This window comes from Bradyrhizobium sp. ISRA436, assembly GCF_029910015.1.
Lineage (GTDB): Bacteria > Pseudomonadota > Alphaproteobacteria > Rhizobiales > Xanthobacteraceae > Bradyrhizobium.
This window is the reverse complement of the sequence record NZ_CP094520.1, coordinates 105,256-122,908: the sequence shown is the minus strand read 5'-3', so window position 1 is coordinate 122,908 and position 17,653 is coordinate 105,256. Positions and strand designations below refer to the sequence as shown.

The 17,653-nt window shown below is 61.5% G+C and carries 14 protein-coding genes and 1 pseudogene; 5 read left to right on the top strand and 10 right to left on the bottom strand.

Annotated features, from left to right (window positions below):
• Positions 1–344: 344 nt before the first annotated feature.
• The 10 genes from MTX23_RS35465 to MTX23_RS35420 form a co-directional block, all read right to left on the bottom strand.
• Positions 345–1,097, bottom strand: coding sequence for an ABC transporter ATP-binding protein (locus MTX23_RS35465; protein WP_280978550.1), 753 nt, complete (start codon positions 1,095–1,097; stop codon positions 345–347).
• Positions 1,091–2,134 (bottom strand): iron ABC transporter permease, encoded by a 1,044-nt coding sequence (locus tag MTX23_RS35460; protein ID WP_280978551.1) that lies wholly within the window; start codon positions 2,132–2,134, stop codon positions 1,091–1,093. Before MTX23_RS35460 ends, MTX23_RS35465 begins: the two co-directional genes overlap by 7 nt.
• Before the next feature lie 20 nt (positions 2,135–2,154).
• Complete coding sequence (locus MTX23_RS35455) at positions 2,155–3,327, bottom strand: ABC transporter substrate-binding protein (protein WP_280978552.1); 1,173 nt, start codon at positions 3,325–3,327, stop codon at positions 2,155–2,157.
• Positions 3,324–4,553, bottom strand: coding sequence for an MFS transporter (locus tag MTX23_RS35450; protein WP_280978553.1), 1,230 nt, complete (start codon positions 4,551–4,553; stop codon positions 3,324–3,326). Before MTX23_RS35450 ends, MTX23_RS35455 begins: the two co-directional genes overlap by 4 nt.
• Entirely contained in the window at positions 4,550–6,439 is a 1,890-nt protein-coding gene (locus MTX23_RS35445; protein WP_280978554.1) for an IucA/IucC family protein, read from the bottom strand. The genes MTX23_RS35450 and MTX23_RS35445 overlap by 4 nt, the downstream gene beginning before the upstream one ends.
• Positions 6,439–7,578 carry an NAD/NADP octopine/nopaline dehydrogenase family protein gene (locus MTX23_RS35440; RefSeq protein ID WP_280978555.1) on the bottom strand — a complete coding sequence of 380 codons (1,140 nt, stop codon included), beginning with the start codon at positions 7,576–7,578 and terminating at the stop codon, positions 6,439–6,441. The genes MTX23_RS35445 and MTX23_RS35440 overlap by 1 nt, the downstream gene beginning before the upstream one ends.
• The gene (locus tag MTX23_RS35435; RefSeq protein ID WP_280978556.1) at positions 7,575–8,585 is read right to left on the bottom strand and encodes a cysteine synthase family protein; all 1,011 of its coding nucleotides are present in this window, start codon (positions 8,583–8,585) and stop codon (positions 7,575–7,577) included. Before MTX23_RS35435 ends, MTX23_RS35440 begins: the two co-directional genes overlap by 4 nt.
• Positions 8,567–9,958 (bottom strand): Y4yA family PLP-dependent enzyme, encoded by a 1,392-nt coding sequence (locus MTX23_RS35430; protein ID WP_280978557.1) that lies wholly within the window; start codon positions 9,956–9,958, stop codon positions 8,567–8,569. The genes MTX23_RS35435 and MTX23_RS35430 overlap by 19 nt, the downstream gene beginning before the upstream one ends.
• Complete coding sequence (locus MTX23_RS35425) at positions 9,955–10,386, bottom strand: ParB N-terminal domain-containing protein (RefSeq protein ID WP_280978558.1); 432 nt, start codon at positions 10,384–10,386, stop codon at positions 9,955–9,957. Before MTX23_RS35425 ends, MTX23_RS35430 begins: the two co-directional genes overlap by 4 nt.
• Before the next feature lie 251 nt (positions 10,387–10,637).
• Entirely contained in the window at positions 10,638–12,992 is a 2,355-nt protein-coding gene (locus MTX23_RS35420; RefSeq protein ID WP_280978559.1) for a TonB-dependent siderophore receptor, read from the bottom strand.
• Between the two features lie 1,100 nt (positions 12,993–14,092).
• Here MTX23_RS35420 and MTX23_RS35415 point away from each other — a divergent pair.
• The 5 genes and pseudogenes from MTX23_RS35415 to MTX23_RS35395 all read left to right on the top strand — a co-directional run bounded on the left by MTX23_RS35415 (position 14,093) and on the right by MTX23_RS35395 (position 17,643).
• Positions 14,093–14,286, top strand: a pseudogene (locus MTX23_RS35415) (hypothetical protein).
• Positions 14,287–15,120: 834 nt separating this feature from the next.
• Positions 15,121–15,303: a hypothetical protein gene (locus MTX23_RS35410; RefSeq protein ID WP_280978560.1), complete on the top strand. Its 183-nt coding sequence runs from the start codon at positions 15,121–15,123 to the stop codon at positions 15,301–15,303.
• Between the two features lie 224 nt (positions 15,304–15,527).
• A complete protein-coding gene (locus MTX23_RS35405; RefSeq protein ID WP_280978561.1) occupies positions 15,528–16,565 on the top strand; it encodes a DUF3991 and toprim domain-containing protein in 1,038 nt (345 codons plus the stop codon).
• A gap of 65 nt (positions 16,566–16,630) precedes the next feature.
• On the top strand, positions 16,631–17,233 hold the full coding sequence (locus MTX23_RS35400) for a DUF1419 domain-containing protein (RefSeq protein WP_280978562.1): 603 nt from the start codon (positions 16,631–16,633) through the stop codon (positions 17,231–17,233).
• An 11-nt stretch (positions 17,234–17,244) separates the two neighbouring features.
• On the top strand, positions 17,245–17,643 hold the full coding sequence (locus MTX23_RS35395) for a DUF3085 domain-containing protein (RefSeq protein ID WP_280978563.1): 399 nt from the start codon (positions 17,245–17,247) through the stop codon (positions 17,641–17,643).
• Positions 17,644–17,653: the final 10 nt, after the last annotated feature.

The following is a 17,653-nucleotide window of genomic DNA, read 5'->3' as shown; positions in this document are numbered from 1 at the left end:
CAGATGGAGACCGGTTCACACACCAGCGATTGGCTGTTGTCGGCCGGTCAATGATTGAGAAGTGGCAACTCGCGCTGGCGCCGCCTGAACCGCTGGTGAGATGATGGTTTGGGGGCTTGGCCTTCTTTCAGCGCTCGGACAAAATCCCAAGGTCGGCGCACAAAATCGTAGCTTTGGTAGCCGGGGGTCCGCTATTTCCTGGCATCGATCGAGAATGTTTTTGACAACGATTACTCCGCTGGTGTCGCGGGCTTTGGCACCGTGGTGCAGGGTGCGCCGCTGAACGGTGAAGTTGTCCTTCATGACGGACTTCTGAGGCCGGCCTGTCCCTGACGCGTGGGGCGTCAGATCGCGTCGTCGACGATCAAATGTGGCTTGCCCTGCGAACAGGATTCGACACGCGCCCTAATGCGAAAGGTTGCGGCAAGGTTTTCCGGCGTCAGGACATCAGCCGCCGCGCCGAAATCGTGCAACGTTCCATCGGAGAGGATAGCGACCTTGTCGGCGAATTTGAGTGCCAGGTCGAGATGGTGAAGCGCGATCAGCACAAGCATACCGTCATCATGCGCAAGGCTGCGCACCTGCCGCATCGCTTCGAGCTGGCGGTGCATATCCAACGCGCTGGTCGGCTCGTCCAAGAGCAGCACCTGCGGTTCGCGCACGAGACATTGGGCAAGGCCGACGAGCTGGCGCTGTCCACCGCTCAGCTCGGAAAGGATTTCCTTGGCAAGATCGCCCATATCGAGTGCTGCCAGAGCCTGGTCCACCGCCACCAGATCAGACTTCTCCAGGCGCCAGCCGCTGACCTGCTTGCGCGCAAGAAGGACGGATTCGAACACCGTCAGCACGGCGTTTGCCGTTTGGTCCTGCGGCATATAGGCAATGGCGCGATCCGGATCGGGCACGCCTTCCAGCCGGCACTCGCCGGATCCTGGAAGAATGGCTGCCAAGCGACGGAACAGCGTCGACTTGCCCGCGGCATTCGGTCCAATAACCGCCACCACCTCGCCGCCATGACAGGACGGAAGCGTCACATCACGCAGCACCTCGCGTGATCCGAAGCGGGCGCCGAGGCGATGCGTGCTCAGCACTACCATATGTCCCTTCCGCTTCTCAGGATCAAATACAGGAAGACCGGCAATCCAATCGCCGAGGTGACGATGCCGATCGGCAGGACGGCGCCGGGCACCACGATTTTGGCCAGGATCGAGCTCAACGACATGATCAGCGCGCCAGTCAGCGCGCTGGCGGGCAGCAGGAAGCGCTGGTCTTCGCCGACCATCATGCGGGCGATGTGCGGACCTACGAGACCGATAAAGCCGATCGTGCCGACAAACGCGACCGGGATCGCCGATAAAAGGGAGACAAGGATCAGGGTTTCGAGCCGCAGGCGCCGCACGGGAACGCCGAAACTCGCCGCGCGCGCTTCGCCAAGACGCAAGGCCGTCAACTGCCACCGGCGGCGCAGAAAGACCGGCAACGTCAGACCCACGGCGACCGCTGTGATGGCGAGCTTGGGATATGTTGCCTTGGTGAGGCTGCCCATAGTCCAGAAGACGATGGCCGCCACCGCCTGCTCGGCGGCGAAATATTGGGTGATAGCGAGCGCCGTATTGAAGCTGAAAACCAGCGCTATGCCCAAAAGCACGATCACCTGGATCGAGGCGCCACGCCGAAGGCTGGCCAAATGGATCAGGAAAGCAGTTGCCATGGCCACGACGAAAGCATTGGCCGCGACGATGTAGTCGCCTGCCATGGGAAGGAGCGCGACACCGAAGGCGAGTGCCAGGGCGGCACCGAAGCTTGCGCCGGCGGAAATGCCCAGCGTGAACGGGCTCGCCAGCGGGTTGTTCAAGATGGTCTGCATCTGAGCGCCGCCAATGGCAAGCGCCACGCCGACCACGACGCCCATAAGAGCCGACGGCATGCGGATCGACCAGACAATGACGCGCATCTGCGCATCCGCCTCTGCCGGCAGAACGAGCGTGCGCACAACCTCTCCAAGCCCGTAGCTGGCCGGCCCAGTCGAAAGGTCCCCGACCAATGCGATGCAAACCCCGACCACCAGCACAAGGAGAACGATCCACCGCCGGACGCTGAGCGCTTGGTAGGCGTCGCGTCCGGCAAAGGTCATTGCTTCGGTATGGAGATCTGTCATCGCTCGCTATCGGAAAGGCTGATGCTGTAGCCGGGCCGGTACTCTATGGGCAGGAAGCGACGGTGATACTCGGCAAAGGTTGCGTTGGGATCCAGATCGGCAAACAGGTCGGGGTGGAACCACTTGGCCAATTGCTGGACGGCAACAAATTCGTATGGACTATTGTAGAATTGGTGCCAAATGCCGTGAAAATTCCGCGTCTTCTTTGCCGCGATACCGGTATAGGCGTCGCGAGTAGTGAACCATTCGAGCTTCTTGCGCGTCAGGCGAGGATCCGCCCCTGGTCCGAGCGGAATCCAGTGGCCGCCGGGCACATAGGCTTTCCAGTCGGCGCTGGTAACCACCACATGCGCGGGATCGGCGACGATAACCTGTTCGGGGCTGATCTGCCCGAACGTCGAAGGAATGATATCGTTGCCGATATTATGGCCGCCAGCGAGTTCGACATATTTGCCGAAATTCTCTGCGCCGAAAGACAGGCAGCAATCCTGCGAATAACCACCGATTCGTTCGACGAACACTTTGGGGCGTTTCGGTTGCTTGGCGGCGAGGACGTTAGCAACCGCAGCCATGGCCTGGCGGCGAAACGCGATGATCTCCTCCGCTCGCGCCTCGCGCCCCATGATCCTGCCCAGGAGCCGAATGGTCGGCTCGGTGTTTTCCAGGGGACGGTGGCGAAAATCGACATAAACAACCGGTATGTTCAGTGCCGCGAGCTTCTCGATGTAATTGGCGTCCTTGTTGGCCTGCATGGCTTCAAGATTGAGCAGCACGACATCAGGCTTCTGAATGATCGCTGATTCGATGTCGATCAGGCTGTCCTCCTGGCCCTTGAAGGAAGGGAGCTTCGCCAACGCGGGAAACACTTCGAGATATTGCGCGTAAGTGGCCGGATCGGCCGCGATCAGATCGGTGCGCCAGGCAACCACATGGGCCAGAGGATCTTTGGGCTCCAGCGATGCGATGAGATAGAGCTGTCGGCCTTCGCCCAGAAGCATGCGCTTGACGGGCGCGTTGAGCGTCACCTGGCGGCCCGCAATGTCAGTCAGTGTAAGCGGCGCTTGCGCCTGCGTCTGGCTGGGCTCGCCGGCAAACGCTGCTAACGGAAGCAAAGCGATCAGGACAAGAGCCGTCACCGCAGCATGCAGCAGCGATCGACGTTCCGTCATGGCAGGCTTCCTTTTTGAGTGAGGTGCGCAGTTTTGAGCCATATGCCGAGAGCCGACAAAAATGACAAGGCGTAAAGCGTGGCGACCAGGGGGAAAGCGGCTTCGAGACCAAAAAGCTGGGTGACCGCGACGCCGGCAATGATGCCGCTCGCGGAGGCGCCCTGCTGGCAAGCTTGCGCAAGGCCCAGCACCGAACCTTGCCGATCATTAGCCACGGCTACCGAAATGAGCGCGAGCAGGACCGGAGTCGTTCCCCCAAGAAGCATGCCCCAGATAAAATACAGGAACGCGAATATGGCAACGGAGCCCGTACTGCCCGCCAGATGCGTCACCAACACGCAGGCGGCCGAAATTAGCACGCTCCCGCCCAACACATAGGATGGCGTTCGATTTTCGAAGAGCCGCGCCCATATCGGCGCGGCGACGACAAAGCCGCATGCCAGCAGCCCGTAAGTGAGACCGGCGACCCAGTGCCGGGCGCCAAATACCTGGGTCATGTACAGCGAGAAAGGAACCTGCAGGACCATGCGGCTGGCAAGCAGCATCCCAATCAAGGCAAGAAGAGCTGCGATCGGAGCACCTGTCGATGCCCCGGGCTTTCCGGTACCCGCTTTTCCTGGATTGACGGCAACAGCTCCCGGCGTCGGTACCGGCAGGCTCATCCAGGCAACGACAGCGCACAGCGCACAAATTGCCCCGGCGGTCAGATTTATTGCGGCAAAGGGAAAGCTATCTAGAATGAGCCCGCCCAGGAAGGCGCCGCCCAGCGAGCCCACGTTGGTGGCAACCTGAAGCCAGGCGAAGAGGCTTGCGCGATCCTTCCCGCCGGTAATCTGCACGCCATAGGCCTGCGCTGGGGCGATATAACCGGCGCAGGCGCCCTGCAGGAAACGCAGCGCCATGATCGTCCAGACATCCTGTGCAACAGCAACAAGTAGTTGCGTGACTGCCAGTCCGCCGAGCGCCCGAACCATCATCAGCCGATTGCCGTAGCGATCGCCCATTCGCCCCCAAAAGGCGCTGGTCAGCGACATGCCAAGCATCGGGCCAATGTAGACACCAACACCTGCTAGTCCAAAGACGCTGTCGGAAGGGCTCAACAGTTTGATTTGGATCGGCCAGAACGGACCACTCATTTCCATGGCACCCATGGAAATGAATTGCAGCCCGAACAGCAAAACAAAAACGGGTCCGAAGCCGCGAAGCGCGGCCGAAACATTTGTCATTCCGCTGCCGCCATTGGATTTGGCAGTTCGTGCTCAACCCGATAGTCGCGATAACGCTCCAGATGCATCCGCAGCACCGAGCGGGTCGGCCAGGGCTTCTCGACAAAGGCTTCGCGTTCTTCCAGCCAGAACGCGTCCGACAACATGCGCGGCCTGAGCGCGTCGAAAACTGCCTCGACCTCTTCCCGTAGGATGCGCCAAGGGCTTGTACCCGACAGTGAATAATGTTCGTCGAGGCACAGTGCGACCTCATGAAGGTGGCAGACGAAGCAGGCATCGATGACGAATGAGCGCACGAGACTGATATCGTCATCAAATGTGGTGGGTAAGATCCCCGCGCGACTGAAAGGTTTTAGGTGGTGCCCGCGCTCCTTAAAGAGAGGCGCAAAACTGCGACCGTCGCCGAAATCACGGATCAACAATTTTCGCGGGCGTCCGGTTTCGTCGAACAGAATCGTGCTGTTTTGCTGATGCGCCTCAAAGGCAATTCCGTAAAGCAGATACATGGCAAGCGTTGGCCCGATGACCGTCGCTGCATAGGCACGGAAGAACGCCGACACGGCTGCTTCGCTTTCATCGCCGTTTCTCGCAATCAATTCGCAGATAAGCGGGCGGCCATCGATCGGGCTTGCCGTCAAGAGCGCCGCGACGGTGACCGGCAAAAGTCCATCATTTCGCGCCAGCGCGTCGGAATTGCGGTAGACAACCGAAAGAAAGCGCCCCGGGTGCTCGTCGCCCGTTACGGGGTGGTGCAGGATTGCGCCCAGCTCTTCGGTGAAGATCTCCAACCTGTCACAAAGATCCCTCTCCTTTGACAGGATATCGGAAATCAGGGTGCTGAGACGCGGCCCCATGTGAATCGATTTGGCCTGCAGAGTGCGCTGTTCGCTGGTCATCCAGATCGCCACCGGCAGTTTGATAAAGGGCCTCGGTTCTTGTGTCTCCGGCAGCATTGTGCGGAACGACATTGACGGCAGCGTCACGACCTCCGGGCCATCCGGGTCCAAAACTCCGGAAGTTATTTCGGACGCGAATTCACGACGGACGAAGTGGTCAAGGTGCCAGATATGGACGGGTAGAGGCAGCCAGTCCTCAGGAGACTTTCCACGTCTATTCAATCCTTCGGCCCAGTCGCGCCAAAGCTCGGGGAAGTTCCGTGAGAACCATTCCGAATAGCTGCCGACATGCGGCATCTTCTCCACATAGGACCATTCTTTGCGCAGCGCGGCTAACCGGAGGCGCACGCGAGCACCGAACTCAGGCGACAAAGCAGTGACGTCCTCGGGCGACAGGTCGGGTTTGGCCTTCCATGTCGGATAGAAGGGGTGACCTTCCAGCGCGCCCCACTGATCGAGAGTCATGGCCGCCAGATGCGGTGGCAAGCTCTTTTCCAGATATGCGAGGAATCCCCGCGCGCCTGCTTCGGTTACCTTCCCTCGCAGCTCGGCGCTCCAGTGCTCCCGGTGATGGCGCGCCAGGACGTCGTTGCGCACGCTGTCCTCGACGTCTCGTATGAGATGCTCGATGCCGTCCAATACAGGCGAGATCGCCAAGGCGGGCGCGACCTGCCGGATGAGATCGGAGGGATCATCGATCCGGTACCGAGCGCCGGTCTCGTTCAGTACTTCGACAGAACCACGATTTTGCAATGTTCCGGCAGGCGCACGATGCAGGTCGGTGAAATGCAGGACCCGGCGTGACTGCCAAAGGGGGAGCCATGCTTGGTTGCCGTGACGCGCCCACAATAGTGCATCCGGTTCAAGAAGACGCTCGGCGAACAGGCAGCGAACCAACCGGTTGAGCGCATTGCGAGATGCGCCCAACCGAAGCTGCGCGGCACGCGCCTGAGTTGCGGCATCTGCGGAGGAAGCCATCCTCTCGTCCATTATGCTTCCTCCGGCCAGTCGGCGGGCAAACAGGCCGGCGCGCCTTCGGTGAACCCGCCGTGGTAGTTGAGCGCCCAATTGTAGGTTTTCGTGATGGCGGGAGTTGCCACTTCAAGCCGCTCGGCCAATTCCACGAGCAGTGCCTGCCCGAAAGCTATGTCTTCGTGGAAGGCGCGGCTTGCCCGATCGATGACAAGGCCGGGGCCGTCCGGATTAGGAACAAGTGGGGCGCGAATGCCCGCGTAAGCACGGTTTGTTCGCAACAGCGTATACATAGTGCGGTTGTCCTCGATCTGGCTGCCATAAGCCTCGATCAATTCCTGTCGGAGCGGCTTCACCGAACTCAGATCAACACCCAGGCGTTGCTCGACCGCATAACGGATTGCCTGGTTTTCCGCATCACAGGCCTCCAGCAATTCGGCGCCGGCGCGCGGGCAATCGCTCCACCAGCAGAGGGGACGGTCAAAGGGCTTGTTTTCCCAGGACGCGCCGGGGCCGATCAAGGCATAGAGCACCGCGGGATGCATCAGCGCGTTGCCCGGCGTCAGCGTGATTTCCAGATAATCGTGCAGCAGGGTGACCGGGGCTTCATAAAGGCGACTCAGCATCGCCTGAAGCTCGGCGCGGCTCGCTGCGGTCTCGCGGCGATGAAGCGCCGCGAAGAGCTGAGCCTTGGCTCCCCCCATGCGCACCCGCTCGCCCGGGACCAGGTCAAAGGCCGTATGGGGCACGTCCTTCATGCCCCAGATCACTACGTTGTCTGCGCCGGAAAGGGTTTTGGCTGCGAGCCAGTCGAAGCCGCAAAAGCCAGGAATCGCGCCGACATAGACGCGCCTGCCCCCGGGGAGATGCCGTGCGAAGTCGTGTAGTAGCGCAGGCCGCGCGTGGGCCGGCTGCGTCACGATCACCATGTCCGTGTCTATGAGTGCCTCGCCCGGATCGGTCCCGACATAGTCGGGTCGCCCGCTCAAGACGTGGCCGTCTGGCGTCTGGGCGCGCCAAACACCGTCTCCGCCCGTCCACCGATCGGCGACGGCAGCCGCTCCCGTCAGCACGGAAACAGTGATACCTGGACGCTGCTTGAAGAGCACGGCATTCAGATGGCCAGTGCGCCCTGCACCGCAGATCGTCACCTTCATGCTGCGCGCGCCCTTCCGGTTAGCCAGGCGTCGAGCTGTGCGGCGATTGTCGGATCAAGCAAATCGCGCTTGGCCATCCATTCATCGTCGAAGACCGAACCGAGATACTTCTCGCCGCCGTCGGCAACGGGGGTGACCACTGTGCCGGACAGCTTGCCGGCCGCAATGAATTCCAGCGCCTTGTAGATGGTGCCCCCGGTCGAGCCCCCGACCAGAAGCCCGTAGCGCCGCGCGATAAAACGTGCTGTCTCGAAGGCTTGGGTGTCGGTGACCTGTACCCCTTCATCGATGCATCCATAGTCAAGCACCTTGCCGACTTCATCGCCGGCGGGCGTTCCCGTGCCTGACTGGTAGTAGGGATGGCCGGGTTTGCCGAAGACGATCGAACCGGCCGGTTCCACGGCGATCGTCCGGACAGCAGGATTAGCCCGCTTCAGACGCTGAGCGATACCGGTCATTGATCCGCCAGTGCCGACACAGCCGACAAAGGCGTCGACGCCGTCTGGAAGCTGAGCCAGGAGTTCGTCGACCAAACCGGCATAGCCTTCCGGGTTTGCGGGATTGTCGGACTGGTTCATGAACAACGCATCAGGAAGCTGGGCACCGAGTTGGGCGGCCAGCCGTTGGCGCTCCACCACCGCAACCTCATCCTCCCGATAATCACCTTCGACATAGCGAATTTCCGCGCCCAGCGCGCGCATCATGCGAATCTTGTCCGGCGCGGCATGATGATCGACAACGGCAATGAAGCGTAGGCCCAATTCCAATGCGACCAGCGCCAGCCCGATCCCGGTGTTTCCCGACGACGATTCGACGATCGTGCCGCCCGGCGGGAGCCGCCCGTCCTCAAGCGCCGCAAGCACCATGCTGCGCGCCATGCGGTCCTTCATGGAGCCACCCGGATTATTTTTTTCGAGCTTCAGCACTAGCGTGGCATCGCTGTTGGGTACGGCAATCGGCATCACCGGCGTCTGGCCGATCAACTGGCTTACGGTCGTGCAGAGCATTGTGCCTCTCCTATTGTGTCGGGAACGAGCGTTAGCTGCCCTTTTGCATCCTGAACCACGCAAAGGCGGCTCGGCATCGGGTGACGATGAAATTCGCTTTCAAGGAGGTCCATCTGGTAACCGCCGGTGTTGGCGTAAACCAGAAGGTCTCCCGCCCGCGGCGCGATCGGAAAGGTGAGCCATCGATTGCAGAGGACGTCCTCGTCCAAGCAGCTATGGCCCGCCAGATAAGCTCGGATAGGCTTTGTGGCGACCGGCGACGATATGGCCGGAACCAGGATGGGATCGACCAGGAATTCGGAGCCAAACCAGGTTTCGCAAGCGCTGAAGCTGCTGCCTTCGACGAAGATGACATGGGCATCGGGGCCAAGCTCTTTCACGCGCAACACCCGGAAGACGGAAATCGCGACCTGATCGGCCAGTGCTCGCCCAGGCTCTATCCCCAGTACCAATCTCTCATGGACAAGATAGCTCGCGAAGCTGCGACCATCGGCCATCGGCGCGCGCAGTAGGCAGCGCAGCCACTCGGCTGCCGAAAGCCCTCCCCCGTAGGGATAGAAGGAAGCCGGCACTTTCCCGGTGCGGTAGTCCTCGGGCATCTGTGCCCCAAGATGTGCCTGATAGGCGCGTTGATCGACATACTGGACCGGCAACCCGCCTCCAATGTCGATCATGCGTGGCGCAAAACCTTGTGCGCGGGATTCACTGATCAAACCGGCGACTTCTCCAATCGCTTGCGCACGAGATTGCCAACTATAGCCACTCAGGTGGAAGTGCAGCCCGTCAAAGCGCAACCGGCCTTCGCCAGCAATGCGCGACAGACAATGGCGGATGGCCGCCGCCGGCATGCCGAACCGACTCCCCGCCTGGTTGGTGGGACGCAAACGCAGCAGCACCGCCTGAACCGGGCCGCCGGCTGGAAGCCGGCCGATTAGATCCTCAAGCTCTTCTGGTGAATCCACCGATATCAAAGCGTTGCAGTTGATAAGCTCGTTGTGGAATGCGGCCGTCTTCGCCGGGCCCGTCGCCACAAGCTGTGTGCCGTCGGCACCGAGCCGTCTGGCATCTCGCAACTCATAAAGGCTTGAGACGTCAATGCCGGCGCCAGCGCGCAGAGCTGCGGCCAACAAGGCGGGCGATTTGTTGACTTTCGCTCCGTAATAGATCGCGTTTGCGACACCGTTCTCTCGCAAGACGCCTCTGAGTGCAGCGAGATTCGCCTGCAGCTCATCGGGCCAGATCAGATTGACCGGAGACCCGTGTCGGGCGACCAAATCGATCAGCAGCGGGCCATTGCCAGCCAAGAGCTCCGCCGTGCTTGGGCGCAGAATTGGCGAGAGGCCCGCACCGGGCTTGTGGCAATGCAAGGTCATGACCTCGCCCTTTCGGCATGGGCCACAGCGCGTTCTGTCGGAGCGAGGTGGCGCAAGCTCTCCAATGGCAGGTTGCAATTGGGAAGACCCTGATCAAAAATATGCCGCGTCGTCTTGCAGGGAAATTTTCGGCCACTGCGCGCCATCGCGAGAATGCACGCAGGCGTGATCGTCTGGCCTGGGCGCCAGCTCTCCACCCGCACTGCGTTATAGTCCAAGAGAATCACCGGCACCGACGGCAGCTGCAGACGGTGAGCGACTGCCAGCCGGTGATGACCGTCCATCACGAACAAGGCGTCCTTCTCCGCCGTGATCGGAACAGTCCAGCAACCCGCGTGCAGGATTTGCGCCTGAAGCTCCGCGACCCTGTCGGGGTCGACCTCTTCGGTCGGGATCAAGCATGTTGGCGAAAGGAGGCACACTTGCATATCGACCAGCCTGATTTTTTGTCAGCAGGAAGCGTTCATCGAGCGTTTTTCAGGGTAGAACTGCTTCGTTGGTTCTGATGCACCAAGCGGAACAGAATCTTTGCAGACGCGCCGGCTGTTCGCGAACGAGTTGCTCGATCACCGTGTCCCGCAGCGCCGCTAACCCGCAAACAAATGCGCCAACGCTCCTCCCAATGACCGAGCCATCACAAGCGTCCACGACGAATCTCACCGGACCTTAAGAGCAGCAATTACATGTCCACGGTCATTGACAGGAGATACGTGCGCGGGGCTCCCAGGAAGAACGTTCCGAATGAAGCCACGCTGGACCAGTAATTCTCACCGGTCACATTCTGAACGTTCGCGCGGAAAACTGTCTTCCTGCCGTTGATCGCCGTCGTGTAGCGGGCGCCGAGATCGAGTCGCGTCCAATCCGGGATTGGCTGCTTGTTCGCCGCATCGACGAACTGCCTCCCCGTGTAGATGACTGCCCCATTCAACGTGAGCCCGCTTACCCAGGGAAGATCCCACTCGGCTCCTATATTGGCCTGTACGTTCGGAACGCCAATTGGCGTATTGCCCACGTTTGCCGCGACCGCGGTCTTCGTCAGGGTGCCATCCAGCAGCGAAAAGCCTCCGAGCACACGAACATCGGGCATGAGTTCGCCGTACACGTTGAACTCGAGCCCACGGACTTGCTGTTCGGCGGTGGCGGCGAAGCGCCCGGCGGACAGCTCGCCGCTTGCCTTCGATATCTCGAAGGCGCTGAAGGTGGTTGCGATCCGGCCGAAGTCCACCTTGATGCCGGCCTCGTACTGCTTGGCGATGTAGGGCGGGAGCACTTCGCCGAAATTGGAAGCGGCCTGCGGCGCGACGTCGCCTCGGCTTAGACCTTCGATGTAGTTCGCGTACAGAGAGACGTTGTCCCGGGGCCGGACGACGAGGCCGATCACGGGGGTGGTCGCGCTCTTGTCGTAGGACGACGTCAGCGTTCCGACGTTGGAAAGATAGTTGTTCGCTTCGATGCCCTGGCGCCGGACACCCAAAGTCAACAGGACTCGCTCATCGAGCACGGACAAGGTGTCAGCAATCGAGAGGCCCGTGAGTTCACTGTCCGAGAGCCGAGGGCGCCCGGGGATCTCGTTTGCGAACTGAGTTGGCGCCACGGTCGGATTATAGATGTTCGACGCGACGAAACTGCCATTGGTGAGCCGCCGGTACAGTGCGTCATGATAGACCGAGGCCTGGAAGGTGACGGCATGGTGAACGAATCCGGTATCGAAACGGGCCCGGACGCCGCCATCATAGGTGTGCCGATCAATGCTGAGTCCGAAGAATTGCGGCGTCGAGGTGGTGTCGCCGCTCGTGTTGGTGATCGTCGGAAGACCGAAGAAGCGCTCGACATTGGTCTGCGATCCGCCGACATCGGCGAACAGCGTAACCTGATCGGTTACATCGTATTCGTTGCGCCACAGGACAGACCGGTCGTTGATGCGCGACCATTCCCAGGGTTGCGTCACGTTCAGCCGGCCGTCCGGCGCCTTTGGCACTGGCAGGCCCGCACGCATGAGGAACGGACGTGACGGAGCGTCGAACCGGTCGGTCTGGGCGATAAGGTAGAGCCAGGACCTGAACCGTTCGCCCTGATAGTCGAGGGCCAGCGCCCCGACGCCTGTCGTTTCAGACTGGCGGTCAATGGGCGTGTCGCCGCCGCGCAGGCTGCCGCTGGCCCGCACGCCCCATTCCCTGCTGTCGCCGTAGCGTCTTGCGACGTCCCAGTGACCGCCGAATCGCGCGGCCGAGCCGTAACTCGCGGTGAGACGGGTCAAGTCCTCTCCCGCGCGCTTGGGCACAACGTTGACGACGCCGCCGACCCCGCCATTGGGTGCGATGCCCGAGAGCGCGGCTGACGGCCCCTTGAGCACTTCGATGCGCTCGACGTAATCCGTGAAGATGCGGTAGCTCGGCGCGATCCCGTAAAGGCCCTCGAAGGCGAACTCACCATTGTTGCCTTCGTTGATTGGGAAGCCGCGAATATTGAAGGAATCGACCACACCACCCGTTGGGTGGGAACTACGCACGGAAGGATCCAGGATCAAGGCATCCGCACCTGTTGCCGCCTGCTGATCACGGATGAACTTGTCCGTGTAGCTCGTCAGATTGAACGGCGCCTTCATTGTGTCGGTGTTTCCGAGCATTCCCAGCCGCCCGCCCTGAGCGACCTGACCGCCTGCAAAGGCAGGTACGACACCCGGCTGCGACGGCTGCGATCGCACCGCGACGCTTTCGGCCTGCGGGGTGCCAGGCGCCGTGGCGCGCCGTGAAGTTGATCGGACCCGGGCGGCAGTTCGTTTGCTCGGCGCGCGGCGGACCGACTGCTCTGCCGGAGCATCGACGGTAACGGGTGGAAGGGAGTTGGTGCCTTGCGGTGTTTGGGATTGAGCGGGCGATTTGAACCACGCCATCAACGCCACTCCACCTAGCAGTGTCGCACCAAAGCGAGCTACCGTCCCAACCCCACCTGCACGTCGCATTTCCAGAAAGTCCCTCACCAACAGCACGTCACCTAGCGTGAAATGGCTCCACGTTCGGCCTGCAACAACCATGGATCGAAGATCCGCCCCCGCGTCCGAGCTCGGCCGACACTTACGGCCATTGACTCAGCTGCTCCGCAGACTCGCACTCTGGGTTGGCTACCTGCGTCTTCAGGCAACGTCCCACTGTTAACGATCTGCACCGCCTCTTTAGAGAGACGCTATCGTGACCGCAACGCAAATGCGTGCGCTGCGACTTAGAATGCCTCGATCATCGACGACTCGAGTTTGGAAAACTTCCAAAGGTGCTTGGAAGATTCCAAATCAGTGCTGTTCAAATTTGGGAGGAGAGATCGACGAGAGCGCTCTCGCCAGCGGCCACGCGTTTTCCTGGACGCGACAACGCAATAGACGTCGCCTTTTCAGGAACGCTCCAGATCTCGTCACGGACTGACTGTTGCGCGTTACCATTTCGTTCCTGTCGCTCTCATTGCGACGACATCTGCCGCAGGGCAAGATGTGCAAATCAAATAGAACGTGATGAGCTATCGCGGTGGTTCGACGGACGGACTTGGTGGTGAAGGCCATCATGGTCGGCCTCTGCTTCGCTTCGGTGCTGACTTGGACGATCTTATCGCCCAGTTTCTGGAGATGATCGTTGTCAAACGAGGGCCGAACGAGGCGTTGCGCACAACGGCGCAAGCACGCTCGCTGGCAGGAGGCGTTCGAATGGCTCCAGGTGACCGGAGCGTGATGCGCGCCTTTGTCACACCATGTACCCGTCACGCTGGAAAGATGCGTTTCTTTCTACGAACAGCAGGAATTATGCTCCGAACTCAGGGAGCCATCACGCTCGGGCTTCTTTCGAAGGCGTCGGACCGGCATGCGAGTGCTGTTCGCAAGGAAGTGCTCAGGTGCATCGGGACGCGAAGCAACAACGATTAGGACACGGTGGGTCACCGGCGTCACGCGCAGTCGTGCCGTCGCTCTTTGATTCAAATCAAGGAAAAGCGACGAGAATGCATCGAAAAGACATCCGCTTGTTGCGTCCTTGTCAGCTTCTTCTTCCATGGTAACCTCATAACAATACGACTTTGGGTAGTTTTTCGCGTGACGCTCTTAACGCGAAATCTACGCGACGTTATCTGCTAGAGAATGAGGGAGATCGCCAAATGTTGGATGCCCCCACCACTGCGCTCCTACGGGTGGTCCTCGACGACGTCTGCAAGAACCTTTCCCGGTACGATACCGGTGCTCGCACCCATGTCGCCTCGAAAATTCTGGAAGCCGCGACCACAGGTGTGATAAGACCTGACCGCCTCGAACAGATCGGTCGCGATGCTCTTCTCCGACAATGTGGCGATAGGCTCGCAAGATGCTGTCATTGAGGTGACACGGTCCGATCCTGCACCGGACGATCGACGTGACCACGTCCGTCACGCGCTGGGCGAAAGCGCCATTCCGATGAGGTAGCCGATCGCTACTGGTTTCCCCCGCGGCAGGCTTCCATCCCTTTCTGTAATCCGATCTGTGAAGTTAACTCCCAACGACTCGCCTGATGTCCGGTAATGCGATTGGAGCGATCATGCTTGGCCGGTGTCGCGAATCTCTCCTATTCGGGCATAAGCGGACAATTGCTAGGCGGCCCCTCCCTGCGGGTCGGTCACGCTCTACCCGCAAGCATGCGCTTGCGGCCGGAGCCGCGAAGCGTCTCCGCCTCCGGTGACGATCGTTGCCGCTTACTCCTTCTGGCGGTCTGCGCTTCTGTCCGAAATTCGGACCGCGCGCACGCTCCGACGTGATCCAGGCAGCAACCGTCGACGACGAGATTCGACGCCGAACGGCATCCGTGGTGACGACTGATGACGGCAGCGCCAATATCAGTTGCGGCTGCTAACACATCTCCTCGCTTTGACCTGATCCGTGACGCGGGGCCAATAGCCGAGGGCGACGCCATTGAATCTGCAGCCGGGAAAAGAGCGCGCTGGCGGGCGCTGACCACTCGGAGCAAGCCTCGATCCCGCTCTCCATGGATGGCTTTCCTGGTCCTCCGCCCGGCCTTCTACGATCAACCCGCACGGGGTCGGCTATGCGAGCATGCCGCCGCTGCGCCTTCGGCTGCGCGGTGATCGCGGCCGGTTGAGGACACTGACGGACGCCATCGAGCGGGGATCGGCCTCGCTCACGATGGAGCCCTCAAATGTCGCACGATCTGTCCCTAGCTCAGTCCAGCGCCTTTGAGCTCGCCCGGACCCTGATGGTCCCGGTCACGCTCTTCCAGGTCGACGGCGAATACGGCGTGATGCCGAGCGACGAACTCGACGATGCCGACGTGATCGTGATGCACGAATACGATCCGCACGAGTGCAGCCCGGCTCATTGAGCCGGGTTTTCCCCTTGTGTGCCGCTTGCGAGCGGGAGGCGGCAAGGGAGGCTGCGCCGCGGCCGGCCGGCCCGGTGCGTCGAATGCTCCCGCATAATTCATCAATTGCCAGCCGCGCCCTTGCCCCCTTCGCTCTTCGCGGCAGGGGCGAGTGGGTCCCGCAAGGTGCGGGAGAAGAGAATTCGAATGGGAAAGGTCCGGCGCGGCATCGCCGGGATTCGGAGATGGAAAAAAAGGATATCGAAGAGCTGAAGAATCGCGTGGCCTGCGCCGCCGTGCTCGAGAAGGCGGGATTTGCGATCGATCTGAAGGAGAGCACGCGTAAGGCGGTCAAATATCGCCGCGGCAGCGACATCATCATCGTGATCCATGAGGGAAGGGGCTGGTTCGACGCACTGTCCGACGCCAGAGGCGACGTGTTCTCGCTGGTGGAGCATCTCGACCGCATCTCGTTTCCGGAAGTGCTACAGCGAGTCTCCGACCTGGTTGGCTTTGTGCCGGCGGAGCCCGTCTGGACACGAACATCCCGCGCGCACGATGCTGCTGCTGCTGCTGCTGATCGCTGGCGCACGCGGCGCAAGCCTTGGCCGGGTTCGCTGACTTGGCGATATCTCCGCGACGAGCGCGGGCTCCCGGAAGCCGTCATCCGCGCTGCGATCCGGCATGACCGGTTGCGCGAAGGCCCTCACGGCAGCATGTGGGCGGCGCATCTCGATAATGATGGCGTGGTCACAGGCTGGGAGGAGCGCGGTCCGCAGTGGCGCAGCTTCGCCAGCGGCGGCGGCAAGGTTCTGTTCCGTTTCGGGCCGGCGAACGCAAGCCGGCTCTGCATCACCGAGGCCGCGATCGACGCCATGAGCCTCGCCGCGATCGAAGACCAGCGGCCGGATACTCTTTATCTCAGCACCGGCGGCGGCTGGGCGCCAGCCACGGTCGCTGCCACTCGAGCGCTGAGCGCGCGGCCGGGCGCGCGGCTCGTCGCCGCGACCGATAACAACCGGCAGGGAGAGGTCTATGCCGACCGCCTCGCGGCCGTCGCGCAGGAGGTGGGCTGCGACTATGAGCGGCTGCGGCCCGCGCCGGAGGATTGGAATGAACAGCTGCATCCGAGCAGCAAGATAGAGAGAGGAGGTGAGGAGAAGGAACACCCGGCTGCCGCATGCCCGCCGACCGCGTCAAGGGTGAAGCTTCGCCCGCGTGCCGCGGCCCTTGACCCGGCCGGTCGGAGAGGCGGCGGCGGAGGAGGGGTCAGGAAGGGCTGAAGACGATGGCGAGATCGAGAGGATGAGCCGCGCTTCAGCCCGACGAGGCCAAAAGGAGCCCGCCCATGACCCTCTCTCAGATCCGCAAGGTCTATCAGGGCATCGCCGACCGCCGGCAGATGTTCCGCATGTTCGATCGCCACGCACAGCGGCCGAACTGCTCCGAGAACGACGACAGCGCTCTTTATCGCGGTGAATGGTTCGAGATCGGCCAGGCCGACCACGACCAAATGTTCGAGATCCTGCCGCCGCTCTGGATGCGTGCCGACATGTTCGCGATGCGCGAGTTTCTCACCGGCAGCATCAGTAGCGTTTTCTTCGCGCTGACGATCGACGGCCAAGCGCGCACCTTCCACGGCTATTGCGATCTCCACGACAAGAGCTCGCCGGATCGGCTGCGCGCCGCGATCATCGAACGCGAATCGCGGCCCCTGAAGGCAATGACGCGCGAAGAGCGGCTCGAGCACATCTGGTCGAGCGCGCATGATGACTATCGCGGCTATGCCGGAGAACGTTGGGCCGAGCATCTGCGCGGCAAGCGCACGGTGCTGGTCTACGGCGGCCAGCGCGGCACCGTGCTAAAGCTGCTCGAACAGCTGACCGACGCGGAGATCGCTGCGAAACTGCCGGTGCATCTGCGCTACCTGCCTGACGCGATCGCGGCGTGAGGGAGGTGGTGATGTTCACATTCCCCATCTCCGCCGTCCGCACGGTGATCGAACGCGGAAAATCCGACGCCGCAGCCAATGGCGGTTTTCGCAATCCCTACTATGGCGTCAAACCTGGTGAGGGCGAGAAGCCCGGCCTCTGGCTTGTCGGGGACAATGGCGTCTACATCATGTCGAACGGCAAGCTCAGCGAGGGCGATCGTCCGCTCGTGGTCTATTCCGAGGAATGCCACCCGGTCGGCAATCCCGACTGGTTCGACTACAAGCGCCGCCATTTCGGCGGCGACGACGGCATCGAGTTCATCGAGGCCGAGGGGCTCATCCCTCTCGTCAATCGTGATTTTCGATACACGCATCTGCGCATGCAGCTGAGCGAGACCGACATCTCGCTATCGCTCATCGCGCGCTAGCCCCTCCCAT

Coding starts and splice junctions, on each gene's coding strand:
- MTX23_RS35465 (WP_280978550.1), bottom strand. CDS start 1,097: ATGGTAGTGCTGAGCACGCATCGCCTCGGCGCCCGCTTCGGATCACGC.
- MTX23_RS35460 (WP_280978551.1), bottom strand. CDS start 2,134: ATGACCTTTGCCGGACGCGACGCCTACCAAGCGCTCAGCGTCCGGCGG.
- MTX23_RS35455 (WP_280978552.1), bottom strand. CDS start 3,327: ATGACGGAACGTCGATCGCTGCTGCATGCTGCGGTGACGGCTCTTGTC.
- MTX23_RS35450 (WP_280978553.1), bottom strand. CDS start 4,553: ATGACAAATGTTTCGGCCGCGCTTCGCGGCTTCGGACCCGTTTTTGTT.
- MTX23_RS35445 (WP_280978554.1), bottom strand. CDS start 6,439: ATGGACGAGAGGATGGCTTCCTCCGCAGATGCCGCAACTCAGGCGCGT.
- MTX23_RS35440 (WP_280978555.1), bottom strand. CDS start 7,578: ATGAAGGTGACGATCTGCGGTGCAGGGCGCACTGGCCATCTGAATGCC.
- MTX23_RS35435 (WP_280978556.1), bottom strand. CDS start 8,585: ATGCTCTGCACGACCGTAAGCCAGTTGATCGGCCAGACGCCGGTGATG.
- MTX23_RS35430 (WP_280978557.1), bottom strand. CDS start 9,958: ATGACCTTGCATTGCCACAAGCCCGGTGCGGGCCTCTCGCCAATTCTG.
- MTX23_RS35425 (WP_280978558.1), bottom strand. CDS start 10,386: ATGCAAGTGTGCCTCCTTTCGCCAACATGCTTGATCCCGACCGAAGAG.
- MTX23_RS35420 (WP_280978559.1), bottom strand. CDS start 12,992: ATGGTTGTTGCAGGCCGAACGTGGAGCCATTTCACGCTAGGTGACGTG.
- MTX23_RS35410 (WP_280978560.1), top strand. CDS start 15,121: ATGTCGCACGATCTGTCCCTAGCTCAGTCCAGCGCCTTTGAGCTCGCC.
- MTX23_RS35405 (WP_280978561.1), top strand. CDS start 15,528: ATGGAAAAAAAGGATATCGAAGAGCTGAAGAATCGCGTGGCCTGCGCC.
- MTX23_RS35400 (WP_280978562.1), top strand. CDS start 16,631: ATGACCCTCTCTCAGATCCGCAAGGTCTATCAGGGCATCGCCGACCGC.
- MTX23_RS35395 (WP_280978563.1), top strand. CDS start 17,245: ATGTTCACATTCCCCATCTCCGCCGTCCGCACGGTGATCGAACGCGGA.